Raw genomic sequence first — 14929 nt, 5'->3', positions numbered from 1 at the left:
TCAGAGCATGAAAAAAGCCAGTATTATTGTACCGGTGTATAATATTGAAAGGTATATTCGGGGGTGTGTTGAAAGTCTTCAGGCACAGACCGAAAAAAACATAGAAATTCTTCTGGTAGATGACGGAGGAACGGATAAAAGCGGAGAAATCTGCGAGGAATATGCCTGTGCCGATAAGAGAATCCAGGTGTTCCATAAAGAAAATGGCGGGCTCAGTGATGCCAGAAATTATGGAGCCAGGCAGGCAAAAGGAGAATATTTGTTTTTTATAGACGGAGATGACAGTGTAGTACCGCATCTGGTGGAAAAGACAGTTGCCTGTGCAGACAAGCTTCAGGCCGATATGGTATTTTTTGACTTTGAATCCATTGAAGAGGAAACCGGGAGAAGAGATTTGTATCACTACGGAATGCCGGAAAATAAGGTTTTTTCTGCCAGGACAAATCCTGAGGTTTTGCTGAAATCTCCTTCTGCATGCTGTTGCCTGTACCGTAAAAAATTTTGGGACAAATCTGGTATTCGCTATCCGAAAGGACGGCATTATGAAGACCTGGCAACCACACCGAGATTTTTACTGCAGGCAGAGAGAATAGGATATGTGGGTGATGAACCTTTTTACTATTATATGTTGAGAAAAGGTTCTATTATGCACAGCAGCAATTTTGAACGCAGTTACGAAGACCGGACATGGGTGCTGGAGTTTCTGCGTGATTATTTCAGTCAGAAGGAAAGGGCGGGAGAATTTCAAAAGGAGCTGGAATACATGTTTTTTGAACATGGATATTTTGTTCCGTCTAAAGAGATTATTCTGGAAAACAGTAAGAGTATATGGCTGAAAAAGTTTCGGATTTATGTGGAAGAGAAATATCCAGGATTTTTGCAGAATCCCTATATAAAAACATTGTCAAAAAAAGATAAGATTTTGTTGTTTCTGATGAAACGGCATTTGTATGGCATAATGAATATACTGTCCGGTCTGCGAAAAAAAAGCGATAGTTTGAGGCAGTAGAGAATAAGGAGAAGAAGTATGCAGAAGGTGCTGACAATTACCATTCCCTCGTATAATGTGGAAAAATATTTGAAACAGACATTGGATTCCTTTCTAAGCCCGGAAATCCTGGAGGAAGTCGAAGTCTTAATTGTAGATGATGGTTCCAAAGACAGGACGGCAGAGATTGGAAAGGTGTATGAAAGGCAATATCCCCAGACGTTCCGGGTGATTTCAAAGGAAAACGGAGGGCATGGTTCTACTATAAACCGTGGAATTCAGGAGGCCAAAGGGACTTATTTTAAAGTGGTAGATGGAGATGACTGGGTTGACACAGAAGATTTCGTCAAACTGGTAAAAGCTTTAAAAAATTGCACGGCTCAGTATGTGGTTACAAATTATTATGAAGTCAATGATGTGACCGGGGAGAAAACACCGGTAGATTATAAAGTTCTGAAAGAAAAAGAAATCTGGTCTTTTGAAGAGGCCGGAAAAAGAAAGCAGATTGCCATGCATGCCCTTGTGATACAGACCAGTATTTTAAAAGAAAATCAGATTCGTCTGGATGAGCACTGCTTTTATGTGGACGTGGAATATGTGTTGTATCCCATTCCTTATGTAGAAACCGTACAGTTTCTGGACTTGTTTGTTTACATGTACAGGCTGGCCGTGATGACCCAGAGTGTCAGTCTTCAGGGATATCAGAAACATATGCAGAATCATATTGATGTTATCTTGCATCTGACAGATTTTTTCCAGGAATATGCAAAGACCGGAACAGAAGGTAAAATTGATTATATTGGAAAGCGGATTGCCCAGATGGTGGGAGACCAAATCACTGTTTTCATGAGTTTTCCGGAAAAGGACAGAGAGATACGACAGAAGTTCCGTGCATTTGACAGAGAACTGAAAGAAAAAAGTCCGGAGATTTACCGCCGTTCAGGGGAAGAGAGCGGGACACTTCGGTTATTTCGGAAAATGAACTTTAAATGCTATGCGTGGATTGCCAGAATGTGCAAGAAACGAAATCATATAGGAGAAGATTAGGTATGAAGACACATTCCATTAAATTTAATTTTATCATGAATGCAATTTTGACGGTTTCTTCTATTATTTTTCCGTTGATTACGGCACCTTATGTACTTCGTGTTTTACAACCGGAAGGTATTGGTCGTGTAGATTTTTCTGCCTCTGTGATTACCTATTTTTCCATGTTTGCATCGCTGGGGATTCCTACATATGGAATTCGCACCTGCGCAAAAGTGCGTGATGATAAAGAAGCTCTGTCAAAAACAGTACAGGAGTTAATGCTTTTAAATGGTGGAACGATGGTACTGACATATTTCGTTTTTTTGATACTGTTGTTTTTGGTTCCAGATTTTGCGGGAGAGAAAACACTTCTACTTATTAACAGTGTCAGTATGGTTTTGAATGTTGTAGGTGTAACTTGGTTTTATAATGCAATGGAACAATATACATATATTACTACATGTTCTATTGCGTTTAAGATTATTTCTATTGTGATGATGTTTCTGTGGATCAAGAATCCGAATGACTATGTAAAGTATGGGGCAATTACAGTTTTTGCAGGAAGCGCATCATATCTTTTGAATTTTATAAATCTCCATAAATATGTGAGCTTTCGTAAAATAGCACCGTATGAATTTAAAAAACACTTAAAGCCTATTCTTATCTTTTTTGCTACATCAGCGGCCATTAGCGTATACACAAATATGGATATTGTTATGATTGGTTTTATGAAGGGGAGCAGAGAGGTGGGCTACTATACTGCTGCTATTAAAGTGAAAACACTGTTGGTAAGTCTGATTACTTCTCTCGGAACAGTACTGCTCCCCAGACTTTCTTACTATATAGAAAAGAAAGATAAAGGGGCATTTCAGAGAATGGTAGTAAAAGCCTTTAATTTTGTGATGATAATTGGGATTTCAGTGTCTGTGTATTTTACCTTTATGGCGCCAGAAGCTATACAACTTCTGGCAGGTGAAAGCTATGGAGCATCGGTTCTTCCTATGCAGATATTAATGCCAGCTGTACTTTTTATCGGGCTGTCCAATATTACAGGAATACAGATTCTTACACCTCAAGGAGAAGAGAAAAAAGTATTGTATTCCATAATATGGGGAGCATTGCTGGACTTTGTGTTGAATCTTTTTTTGATTGGAAAGTATGGCGCGACAGGAGCAGCTTTTGCGACTCTACTGGCAGAATTTGTTGTACTAGCGGTCCAGTGTATGTATTTGAAAAAGATGCTGGGGCAAATTGTAAAAGAAATCAGTGTTCGAGAAAATCTGGTGGCAGCATTAGTAGCCAGTGTAGTCATGCTACTAATGAAACATACGATTGCTTTTTCGACTTTTGGGGAATTGGTTATAACAGCAGTGCTCTTTTTTGGACTATATGGGGTGATATTATTAGTACAGAGAGAACAAATAACAGTAGAAATGGTAAAAATGGGAGTAACCATTTTGAAGAGAAAAGGTAAGTAGGAGTGAGGTATTGTGGAAAGGACAAAAGAAATAAAAAAGTTTTATAACAATAAAGAATGGAAATCAGATAAGGTACTGGCATTGACTATAAATATAGTGTTTTTTTTAACAATTCTATTGTTTTGTGATATAAAATACGAAGTGTCGGATGACTTTTTAATGGCGTCCATTATGTCTGGGGCATACGGAGATGCACCGAATCCGCATATGATATTTATAAATATTTTATGGGGATATATTATGTTACCTTTCTATTATGCTTTTCCAGGAATTAGTTGGTATTTGATTTTTCAATTGGTGTTAATAAATATATCATTAATTTTAGTATCTTATATGCTGCTAAAAGAAATGGAGCGTCCTATAGCGCTATTATTGATTGCAATTCTGTTAACCTTCTTTGCAGATGACGCTTATATTTTGGTGCAATTTACAAAGACAGCAATGTTGGCCGTTATGGGAGGTGGGATTGTATTTGTTTGGGCCTTGTTTGAGAATAAATCCTGGAAGTTAAAGTGGGGTTCTGCGTTGATATGCCTGGCCGGAACGCTAATAAGATTTTATGTGATTTATATAGCAGGAGGGTTTCTGCTATTTATTTTAATAGTAGAGTTTGTAAGGTTGTTTCAAAAAGAGAGAAAAGAAGAAACTTTCAAGAAGAGAATACTGTGGATTATGATTCCCGGAATTTTAGTCATTGTAGTAGCATTTGGAATGGATAAATTTGATGATTATATTTATAATCAAAATGAAGAATATAGATTTTTTAGAGAATATGGAGAAGCAAGAGGACGAATTGTAGATTCCGCGGATTATGGGTATGAGGCATACGGAGAAGAACTGAAGAAAATTGGAGTTTCAGAAAATGATTATTACCTTATGAGAACATGGAATTTTGCAGATAATGAAGTGTTTACGCTTGAGATTATGCAAAAGACTGCTGATATTATAGAAAACTATAACAAAAATGTAGAAATTTCTAAGGAAATGATACTGGAAAATATGCAGACAAGAGGAATTACAGGATATCCAATATTTCTGGCTACAGCATTTCTATTTGTACTTATGTGTATATTTCAGAGAAAATATTGTTGGACGGGATTTCTTTTGTCATTAGTAGGTTTTGTGTATATGCTTTATTTCTTTATAAGAGAAAGAGTTGTATACAGAGTAGAATATGCTGTACTGGCAGGAGTATTTTTGAGTATTCTTTATTTTTGGAAAGAAAAATACAAAGAAAATCAAAGCAATTTTGTTGAAATTAGTAGAATATGTGTTATACTTAATGCAGTTTGTCTGATGTTGCAAATACCGTTATATTTGCCTGATCGTAGTTATCAGGATGTGGTTAGCGAAAATAGAAAATCTTATATTGACAATGTTTTTTTTGAGTCATGGAATTATGATGCTAGAAAATATAGAAAAAATGTAAATAAAGGTAAGCCGGAAAATGGATTAATAAAAGAGATAGAAGATAATAGAGACAATTTCTATTTTTTAGATTTTCAGACTACTATGCAGACACTGTATTATGAATGGAATCCATTTCAGACACTGGAGAAGGGATATTTGCGAAATGCCCTGTATTTTGCAAGTGTTATGACAAATTTTCCAGAGGAAAGAGCGTGTATGGAGGCATATGGGATATCACAGCCTTTAAAAGCACTTGTGGAAGACAGAGTATATCTGGTAGATACAGATACGAGAACATTGAATAATAAGGTGAAATTTATACAGGAGCACTATTATTCTGAGGCAGAGGCAGAATTATACAAAGAGGTTGCTGGTTATCAAATCTGGAAAATAAAAACAAACGAAAAAGAAGGAGAAAGCAATGATTAATTTTAATGTGCCGCCAGTGGTGGGGAAAGAAATAGATTATATTGAACAGGTTATACAGAATAGAAAAATTTGTGGGGATGGAAATTTCACAAAGAAATGTTCTAAATGGCTGGAAGAAACAACAGGAACGTCCAAAGCTTTATTGACAACCTCGTGTACCCATGCTACAGAAATGGCAGCAATTTTATGCGATATCCAGCCAGGTGACGAGGTAATTATGCCTTCTTATACGTTTGTATCTACAGCGGATGCTTTTGTGTTAAGAGGAGCAAAGGCTGTATTCGTAGATATCAGACCGGAGACAATGAATATTGATGAAAGACTGATTGAAGACGCTATTACAGAAAAAACAAAAGCTATTGTGCCGGTTCATTACGCAGGGGTTTCCTGTAAGATGGATGAAATTTGTGATATGGCAAGAAGATACAACTTATTTGTGATAGAGGATGCAGCACAGGGAGTTAACTCCTTTTATAAGGGAAGACCCTTGGGAACTATTGGTGACTATGGCTGCTATAGCTTTCATGAAACCAAGAATTACAGTATGGGAGAGGGCGGTGCCCTTTTAATTAAAAACGAGAAGGATATTGAACGTGCAGAAATTATAAGGGAGAAAGGTACAAATAGAAGTAAATTTTTTAGAGGGCAAATAGATAAGTATACATGGATGGATGCAGGCTCTTCTTATCTTCCAAGTGAATTGAATGCAGCATATTTATGGGCTCAGTTAGAGGTGGCAGACAAAATATTTGAAGATAGAATGAGAAGTTGGACTCTGTATTATGAATCATTAAAAGAATTAGAGGAGAAAGAATATATAAAGCTACCTGTGATTCCGGAAGAATGTTCACATAATGCTCATATGTTTTATATTAAAACTCAAAGCTTGGAGGAAAGACAGAAGTTAATAGAATTTTTGAAACAAGCCGGAATTAATGCAGTTTTTCACTACATACCACTTCATTCGGCACCGGCAGGGAAAAAATATGGTACTTTTTTTGGGGAAGACAAATATACCACAGCAGAAAGTGAAAAGCTGCTAAGACTTCCGTTATATTATAAATTGAGAGAATCTGATATTTTATTTGTGGCAGAGCAGGTTAGAAAATTTTATAAAGGTTGAAGAAGATGAAAAAACGTTGTGTAGTATTTGGGGCAAATGATTTTGGTAGTATGCTTCGGTTTTATGCTGAGAAATATATGGATATAGTTGTAGATGCGTATACTATGAATAGGAGATATATAACAGAAAGAAAAAGAGATGGACTTCCTGTTGTAGAATTTGAATCAATTAGTAGAAAATATCAACCAGAAGAGTACTCTTTCATTTTGGCAATAGGATATAGAGCTATGAATGATATAAGAAAAGAAATATACTACCAGATAAAAAGAAAAGGGTACGAATTAGTAAATATAATACACCCTTCTGCAAGACTGGAATGTTTACAAATGGGAGATGGAAATATCATACTGGAAAATGTTGTACTTGCCTATGGAACGAAAATAGGTTCGGGAAATATTATCTGGAATGGTTGTCAATTATCGCATGAATCTACAGTGGGTGATTTCAATTATTTTTCACCTTCTTCAGTAATAGCCGGGAAGACAATCGTAAAAAATAATTGCTTTTTAGGAATTCAGAGTGCTGTCAGAGGTGGGAATATTTTAGAAGATTATACCTTAATAGGTGCAGGGAGTTATATAAACAACTCGACAGAAAAAAATAGAGTATATGTACCTGCAAGAACGATATGTTTATCAAATAAAAACAGTAAAGAATTTTTTAGATAGGAGAACGAAATGAAGACAATTATGGTGATTGCGGGAGGAACATGGCAGGTCCCCTTGATTAAGCGAGCAAAAGAATTAGGGTATCAAGTTGCAAATACAAACTTATATGAAGATTCTGCTGGATTTGAATATGCAGATATTAGAGGAGTCATGAATGTTCTTGATAAAAAAGGTAATCTAGAGTTCGCAAAACAATACCAGGTAGATGCTGTTTTGACAGATGAAAGTGATATAGCAGTTCCAACCGTGGCATATGTAGCAGAAAAAGTGGGCTGTAGTGGTATAGGCAGTGAAATGGCAGAACTTTTTACGGATAAATATAAAATGAGAGAGTTTTGTAGAAAAAATGGATTTAAATTTCCGGAGTATTGCCTGTGTGAAAATGTAGAGCAGGCTGTCACGTTTCTTGAAGAATTGGGCAAAACAGTGATTATAAAGCCTTTGGATTCTCAATCAAGCAGAGGGGTGTTTACCGTAGCAACAGAAGCGGAAATGAGAAAGTGGTATCCTGTTGCTGAGGGTTATACAAACAAAGGAAAATATGTTTTGGTAGAACGATATATAAAAGGGACAGAATTTACAATAGATGGGATTGTTTTAAATGGATGTCATCATAGTTTAGCGATTTCTGAAAAATCTCATTTTACATATAATCCGAACATTGCATCAAAATTGTTTTTTTCATATGAGAACGATAAATTTGATTATACTTATCTCAGAAGTACAAATAATGAAATTATTGATAGAACAGGTTTGAAAAATGCTTTGACACATGCGGAATATAAATTTGAAGATGGTGAATTTTATTTGATAGAAATGGCGGCAAGAGGCGGTGGAACACGTATTTCTTCAGATATTGTGCCGTATGTTTCAGGAGTAGATAATTATAAATTTTTAATTGAAACTGCATTAGGAAATGAAGACGTTGCAGAAGAGGCAGAACTTGAAGTAAAAAATGAGTGCAAAAAACGTTGTGCAGTACTGGCCTTTTTAGATATAGAATCAAACGGAAAGCAGATTGAAAGAATTGAGGGAATACATGAGATTCGAGCTATTCCAGAAGTGGTCGCCTTTGATGTGGATTTTTCAGAAGGAGACATTATTGAACGTGCTCAGGATGATCGTTCGAGAGTGGGCTTTTATATTATCTGTGCAGAAAATAGAGGACAAGTAGAAAACTTGATAAAACAGGTTCAAGAAATGTTTAAAGTTTCATTTAAATAAATCATAAGGAGGAGCAGGATATGGATATAAAAAAGGAGATTATCGATAAAATTAGAAAAAATCGTATTTCAACTACAGAGGTAGCAGACTGCTTGGGAAAAGCAGGTTTATTTGAGGGGGCACACATTGTTAATAGAGGACATTTTGCGGTTGGAAACGTAAAATGGATATATGCTTATAATGAGTCCAATTGGAGCATTCATGAACAGGCGCGAGAAGTACAGCCGGGAGATGTTGTATTAATAGAGGCGTTTAATTGTAAAAATAGAGCAACAATTGGAGAATTGGTTTCAAAATTTATGCTTTTATATAAAGAAGCAGTGGCAGTTATATCAAATGCGCCATTGAGAGATGCAAACGATTTAATTAAGCAAAATTATCCTGTATGGTGTAACGGATTTACTCCAGTAGGATGCTTTAATAAAAAAATAGAAGAACCTTTGGACGAAGAAATTTATAAGCAACATAAAGAAAAATATGATGGCAGTATTGCAGTATGTGATGATACAGGGGTTGTAATTATACCAAAAGAACAGCATACTGTTGAATTTTTGGGAAAACTAGATAATATAGAGAAACAGGAAGATACTTGGTTTGAATGTTTAGACCGCAGAAAATGGGACACATATGATATAGTTTGTTTGAAAAAATATTTAAATGATTAGGAGAAAATATGATGGATATATCTTTTGTGATACCATGTTATTGTTCAGAAAAAAATTTACAATTTGTAGTTGATGAGATTAGAGAGGCAATGAAAAAAAGGCCTTCTTTTGAATATGAAATTATATTAGTCAACGATAATTCAAAAGATAATACAAAACAGTTAATAGAGAAACTTGTTGCGGCTGATTCAAGAATTGTGGGAATAAATTTTTCAAAAAATTTTGGACAACCCAGTGGTCTTCTGGCAGGATTTCGTATGGCAAAAGGAAAATACATTATGACATCGGATGATGATGGACAAACGCCAGTTGGTATGGTTTGGGATTTTTATGATAAAATACAAGAAGGATACGATGTTGTTTGTGCCAAATATAAAGAAACAACACAGAAGTCTCGTATTAGGCGTTTAGGTACAGAATTAAATGAATTTATGATGTATCATATGATAGATAAACCCAAAAGTCTCAGATTATCATCCTTTTTTATGGCAAAAAAATTTGTTGTGAAAGAAGTGATAAAATATCAAAATGCATATCCGTATATAGCGGGACTATTATTAAGGACTACAAGCAAAATTGCAAATATAGAAATCAGCCAAAGAGAGAGACGAGAAGGAAATAGCGGTTATACCTTTCAAAAATTGGTGAAGTTATGGCTTAATGGATTTACAGCTTTTTCAGTAAAGCCATTGAGAATAGGAAGTGCTTTGGGATTTGGAAGCTCTATTATTGGCTTTTTTGTTGCAATTATAGCTTTAGTGAGAAAGTTAATGATACCTACTATACAAGTTGGTTATACATCTCAGATAGCAGTGCAATTAATTATCGGCGGACTTATTTTAGGTGTTTTGGGAATCATAGGAGAATATATTGGAAGAATTTATATGTGTATAAATAAAAAACCGCAATACGTTATTGAGAGTATTGTTGGAAAAGAGGAGGAATATGAGAAAAATAGCTGAAAAAATGAGAAAAACCGATTGTGACAAATATAAAAAAATTGTTAAAATCTTTTTAATGTTTTGTATTGGATTTTATCCTTTTATGACCAGTTTTTACGGGATTGATTTAGGAGATACAGGAATTCATATGTTTAATTATGAAAACATTTTTAGTAACCCGGAATTGATTGGTTTTACTTCTTATTTTACTAGTGTAACAGGGTGGATGTGGCTAAATGTATTTCCGGGATTAGGAATATGGGGCCTAAATTTATTAGAAGTTTTCATTGAGATTGTCATGGCAGCAGTCATTTACAAGACCTTTGGACAAGATCTTGGTGAGTTGGAGACATTGTTTGGAATTTTAATTGCTGTTTTGGCGTCTGATACATATCTCAATATTTTTAATTACCATCAATATAATGTTTTATTTTTGGTTTTAATTTTATCATTTCAGTATAAAGCCATTATTAGAGATAAGAAAATATTTAGTGTATTTGCAGGAATATTTTTTACTTTGGTTGTATGCTCTAGGATGGGAAGTGTTACAGCTGTAATAACATGTTTCCTGTATATCTTTTGGTATATGTATGAGAATAAAGAGGTAAAATATCTTTTTAAACATATAGGAGCATTTTTAACAGGAACGTTAGGAATGGGTTTTTTTATGGGAATAGTTCTTACAGTTTCTGGACAAATGAAGTATTTTATTGGAAATATATTCAGATTATCAGGTCTAGCTTCAGCATCAGATGGCGGATATAGCATGAATAATCTTTGGTCTACATTTTTGTTTGGAAATTTAGATGCAATCGCATCTGGATTTATTTTTCTGGCTGCAGGGATTGTATTATTTTTGGGCATTAGTATAATATTTGCCACTCAAAAAGTAGAAATAAAAAGAAAAATCTTTAATATTTTATTTGGAATTGTGATAGTGGGAATTGCAGTATATCAGTTAATTTATGCGTATGATGTCAATGAAGTTCCTAATTGGCCGCAGATGACAACAGGTCCGTCTTTCTTTATAGGATTACTATATGTGATTACATTTTTTACTATTTTTTATCATTTGTATACGAAAAATGGAAATGTCAAAATTGCTTTAATAGGAATATGTGCAGTGATTTTACCATTGTTGACAATTGCAGGGTCTAATACAGGAACTAAACATGTAATATTAGCATTTTGGATTATAGCGCCGTTGTCGGTATCTTCTATTTGTGCGTTGTTGAAAAGAACATCAATCCAGTCTCTAAATGATATAACTTCTCGAATTGGAATTGTTACAAAACGCAGTGCAGTGATGTTGACAATTCTAGTTTTATGTGTATGTAGTGGATATAAGTTCTTTGACATGATATATTCTACTATGAATTTTGACAGTACTGATAGAAGTTCACTGCAATATACGATTAATAGTGATAAATTGAAATTTATGAAAACAACACAGCGAGAAGCAGATGCGGTAAATGGAACATTAGAAGTGGTTTCTGATTTACAAAGCAGAGAAAAAGATGAAAAAGAAAAATTAATGGTTTTTGGGGGGGCTATTCTCCTGTATTCATTAACAGATATGGAGTCCTATGTGCAGCCATGGGTAAGTAATCCTAACTATAGCAATGAGAAATTGGGACAGGATTTATCTAATGCAGAAGAGAAGTCTGAAATCCCGCCGATAGTTGTCTATTGCAGAACAAATAATTATTATGGATTTGAAGATTGGAATTATGAAACTTTGCTTTCTAGTGAATTGTCGAATCAGTATGCTGGAAAAAAGGAATTATTTGCACAGTATTTAGAAGATAGAGAATATTCTGTAGAATATGCGAATGATTATTATGTAGTTATGGCAGCACCGGGAATTGCAAAAACAGATATGAAAGATATTAGAAGTTATATGTTTGAAGAATAGTAAAGAGGAACAGGAAATGTATAATAAGTTTATCAGTGGATTAGAAGGTTCATCGTCTGTGGAATTAATGCTGAAAGCTGAGAAAATGCGTAAAGAGGGAAAAGAGGTAATAAGTCTGGCTGGCGGTGAGCCAGACTTTGATACTCCTGATAGAATAATTAATAAAGCAATACAGTCTTTAAATCAAGGAGAGACTCACTATGCTGTCGGTCAGGGGATTTTTTCTTTGAGAGAGCGCATTGCGGAAAAACTTAGAAATGAAAATAATATTATGTGTACGCCTGAGAATGTTATTGTGACTCCAGGAGGGAAGTATGGTATTTATATGGCGATTGCCTCTCTAATGAACGTAGGAGACGAGGCAATTGTTTTTGCTCCCTCTTGGGTTTCTTATTGTCCAATAATAAGAGCATGTGGAGGAAAGCCAATTATAAGTCATTTGCAATACGATGATAATTATAAGATAAAAGAAGAAAATATTATTCCCTATATTACAGAAAAAACAAAAGTAATTGTAGTAAATTATCCAAACAATCCTACAGGTAGAGTTCTATCAAAAGAGGAGGCAGAATTGCTGAGGGATGTTACGGAAAAATATAATTTGCATATTGTTTCTGATGAAATTTATGAGAAAATCATATATGATGGTAAGAAGAATATTAGTTTGGCTTCTTATTCAAATATAGCAGATCGAGTGGTGACCGTTAATGGATTTTCCAAGTGTGCGGCTATGACTGGATGGAGAATAGGGTATACAGTGGCAAGTGCAGAAATAACGAAAGTTATGTATAAACTATATGTTCATACCATAACCGGACTTAGTCCTTTCATACAAAATGCAGCCATAGAAGTATTCCATTGTGATGAAGAAATTGAAAAAATGAGAACAATATATGAATACAGAAGAAACTATTTTGTAGAAGAATTAAATAAAGTAGAAGGAATAGAATGTAGAAAGCCAGAAGGGGCTTTTTATGCATGGGTACGATTTAAAAGTGAAAAAAATTCAAAAAAAGTATGTGAAAGATTATTGGATAAATATGGAATTATCGGTGTAGATGGACTATCTTATGGAGAACAGCAATATCCATGTGTTCGTTTTTCTTTTGCAAGTGATATGGAAATATTGAGGACAGTAATCAAAAAGATAGGAGAAGTTTAGACATATGAAAAAGAAACGGTTAATACAAAAAAGTATTTGTATTGTTCTTGTTAGTTTATTAAATATTAGTTCGGTTTCTCAAGTGCAGGCATCTGAGAAATCAATAGAAAAAAATGAAGAAAATGTTGACAGTGAATCTGATGAAGCAGCTATTTTAGAGGGACATAGTAACAGTTGGCGTTATCAAGATGGGGAAAGAATTTATTTTGATGAACCTTCTCAGACATGGGGGGCTTTTCAGGCATGGAGTAAGGTTGATGGGCACTATATCAATAATCGTGGCGAGATCATTAAGGGAGCAACAGCAAAAGGTATTGATGTAAGTGAATGGCAGGGAAGCATTGATTGGGAGAAAGTAAAAAATACAGATATTGACTTTGCAATTATAAGGTGTGGATATGGTATGAATCAGACAAACCAAGACGATGATTATTGGAAAAGAAATGCTGATGAATGTACACGATTGGGAATTCCATTCGGAACTTATCTTTATTCGTATGCTGATAGTGTAGAACGGGCAAAAAGTGAAGCACAGCATGTTTTAAGACTTGTTCAAGGGTATGATTTGGAATTTCCTATTTACTATGATTTAGAAGAAAACAGTATACGAAATCATGTCAGCAAAGAAAAAATTGCAGAGATTGCAAAAACATTTTGTGATATTATAGAGGCGGCAGGATATGATGCTGCAATCTATGCCAATACCGATTGGTTTACAAATTATCTTACAGATTCAACGTTTGACAATATGGAAAAGTGGGTAGCACAATATAATAGTGTATGTACTTATAATGGTGAGTATAAAATTTGGCAGTGTGCAGATGCTGGGGTAGTAGATGGTATTAGTGGAAAAGTAGATTTAAATATGTATTTTGGTTCTGAAGAGTTAGTAATCCCATCACCAGTACAAAATCTAAAAGCAAGCGCATATGGCAAAAATAAGGTTAAAATTAGTTGGAACCCTTCAGAGGGGGCAGATGGATATTTAATATATGCACAAAAATATGGCGAGTATAGGTATTGTGGGATGACGACTAAAAAGTCTGAATTTATAGATGTTAAAGCCTTGGATGAAGAGTATAATTACTATTGGGTATTTCCTTATTGTGAGGATTCAAAAGGAAATATGTTTCCGGGAGCATGTGCAAAATATGTATATGCGAAAGGAATTATACCAGCAGTACAGAATTTGAAAGCATCTTCTGTGTTAGATGGAGTAAAACTTACATGGAATCGACAATTTGACGCAGAGGGGTATCTGGTCTATGGAAGGAGAGCCGGTGGACAATATGAATATATTGGAATGACGAGTAATGCAACATCCTTCATAGATACAAAGGCATCAAAAACAATGTATAATTACTATTGGGTTTACCCGTATCACAAAAGTGGGAACACGATGGTAGTGGGCGGTACGCCTAGATATACATATGGCCGTGGCTTATAATAGTATATCCTTCCAATTTCAAGTTATTACCAAAGAAATGGAATTAATGATAGAAGCAGATGAACATTTGTCAGAAGTAGAAAGAAAGTAAGCACTTAATAAAATGAGAGTATGTAAACGCAAAATAGCAAGTACCTGTTCAAAATCATCCAATGTGAGATAATAGACTCATCACTACAAAGTCCAAATAGTTTAGTACTCAACTTTTTAGACTTTATCACAGGAGGTGAGTCATGAAATTTCACACAAGTTTAGTTGCACAGCAAACCCGTCTGAGTGAATGGGCTGATCTGGTCAGAGACTGTCAAAACCGTCCGCAAGGAATGAAGATCGATGAATGGTGTCAGCTGCACGACATTACAAAAGCGAGTTATTACTGGAGACTCCGAAAAGTCCGTGAGGCTTACCTGGAAACTGCGGAGCAGACACAAACATTTGTAGAAGTTCCTT

The 14929-nt window shown here is 35.0% G+C and carries 12 protein-coding genes and 1 pseudogene; all 13 read left to right on the top strand.

The window, feature by feature from the left end; translation table 11 throughout:
* The first annotated feature begins 7 nt into the window (after positions 1 to 7).
* The gene (locus WBS51_RS02640; protein WP_294459105.1) at positions 8 to 1009 is read left to right on the top strand and encodes a glycosyltransferase family 2 protein; all 1002 of its coding nucleotides are present in this window, start codon (positions 8 to 10) and stop codon (positions 1007 to 1009) included.
* Between the two features lie 18 nt (positions 1010 to 1027).
* Positions 1028 to 2035, top strand: coding sequence for a glycosyltransferase family 2 protein (locus tag WBS51_RS02635; RefSeq protein ID WP_291682047.1), 1008 nt, complete (start codon positions 1028 to 1030; stop codon positions 2033 to 2035).
* A 2-nt stretch (positions 2036 to 2037) separates the two neighbouring features.
* Complete coding sequence (locus WBS51_RS02630) at positions 2038 to 3495, top strand: flippase (protein WP_294459103.1); 1458 nt, start codon at positions 2038 to 2040, stop codon at positions 3493 to 3495.
* A gap of 12 nt (positions 3496 to 3507) precedes the next feature.
* Complete coding sequence (locus WBS51_RS02625; protein ID WP_291682050.1) at positions 3508 to 5334, top strand: hypothetical protein; 1827 nt, start codon at positions 3508 to 3510, stop codon at positions 5332 to 5334.
* Complete coding sequence (rffA, locus tag WBS51_RS02620; RefSeq protein ID WP_291682051.1) at positions 5327 to 6457, top strand: dTDP-4-amino-4,6-dideoxygalactose transaminase; 1131 nt, start codon at positions 5327 to 5329, stop codon at positions 6455 to 6457. The genes WBS51_RS02625 and rffA overlap by 8 nt, the downstream gene beginning before the upstream one ends.
* A gap of 5 nt (positions 6458 to 6462) precedes the next feature.
* Positions 6463 to 7125, top strand: a complete 663-nt coding sequence (locus WBS51_RS02615; RefSeq protein ID WP_291682052.1) for an acetyltransferase — start codon at positions 6463 to 6465, stop codon at positions 7123 to 7125.
* 9 nt (positions 7126 to 7134) lie between these two features.
* The gene (locus WBS51_RS02610; RefSeq protein WP_291682053.1) at positions 7135 to 8349 is read left to right on the top strand and encodes an ATP-grasp domain-containing protein; all 1215 of its coding nucleotides are present in this window, start codon (positions 7135 to 7137) and stop codon (positions 8347 to 8349) included.
* 20 nt (positions 8350 to 8369) lie between these two features.
* The gene (locus WBS51_RS02605) at positions 8370 to 9014 is read left to right on the top strand and encodes an RraA family protein (RefSeq protein WP_291682054.1); all 645 of its coding nucleotides are present in this window, start codon (positions 8370 to 8372) and stop codon (positions 9012 to 9014) included.
* Between the two features lie 8 nt (positions 9015 to 9022).
* On the top strand, positions 9023 to 9976 hold the full coding sequence (locus WBS51_RS02600) for a glycosyltransferase family 2 protein (protein WP_294459099.1): 954 nt from the start codon (positions 9023 to 9025) through the stop codon (positions 9974 to 9976).
* Positions 9960 to 11870 (top strand): glycosyltransferase family 39 protein, encoded by a 1911-nt coding sequence (locus WBS51_RS02595; RefSeq protein ID WP_294459097.1) that lies wholly within the window; start codon positions 9960 to 9962, stop codon positions 11868 to 11870. The genes WBS51_RS02600 and WBS51_RS02595 overlap by 17 nt, the downstream gene beginning before the upstream one ends.
* Complete coding sequence (locus WBS51_RS02590) at positions 11860 to 13032, top strand: pyridoxal phosphate-dependent aminotransferase (RefSeq protein WP_302702696.1); 1173 nt, start codon at positions 11860 to 11862, stop codon at positions 13030 to 13032. The genes WBS51_RS02595 and WBS51_RS02590 overlap by 11 nt, the downstream gene beginning before the upstream one ends.
* 4 nt (positions 13033 to 13036) lie before the next feature.
* On the top strand, positions 13037 to 14479 hold the full coding sequence (locus tag WBS51_RS02585; protein WP_291682066.1) for a GH25 family lysozyme: 1443 nt from the start codon (positions 13037 to 13039) through the stop codon (positions 14477 to 14479).
* A 233-nt stretch (positions 14480 to 14712) separates the two neighbouring features.
* Positions 14713 to 14929, top strand: a pseudogene (locus tag WBS51_RS02580) (IS66 family insertion sequence element accessory protein TnpB); the annotation flags it as partial.

This window comes from Blautia acetica, from assembly GCF_038739805.1.
Taxonomy (GTDB): domain Bacteria; phylum Bacillota; class Clostridia; order Lachnospirales; family Lachnospiraceae; genus Blautia.
The sequence above is the reverse complement of the archived record's forward strand: the minus strand, read 5'-3'. Positions and strand labels throughout refer to the sequence as shown.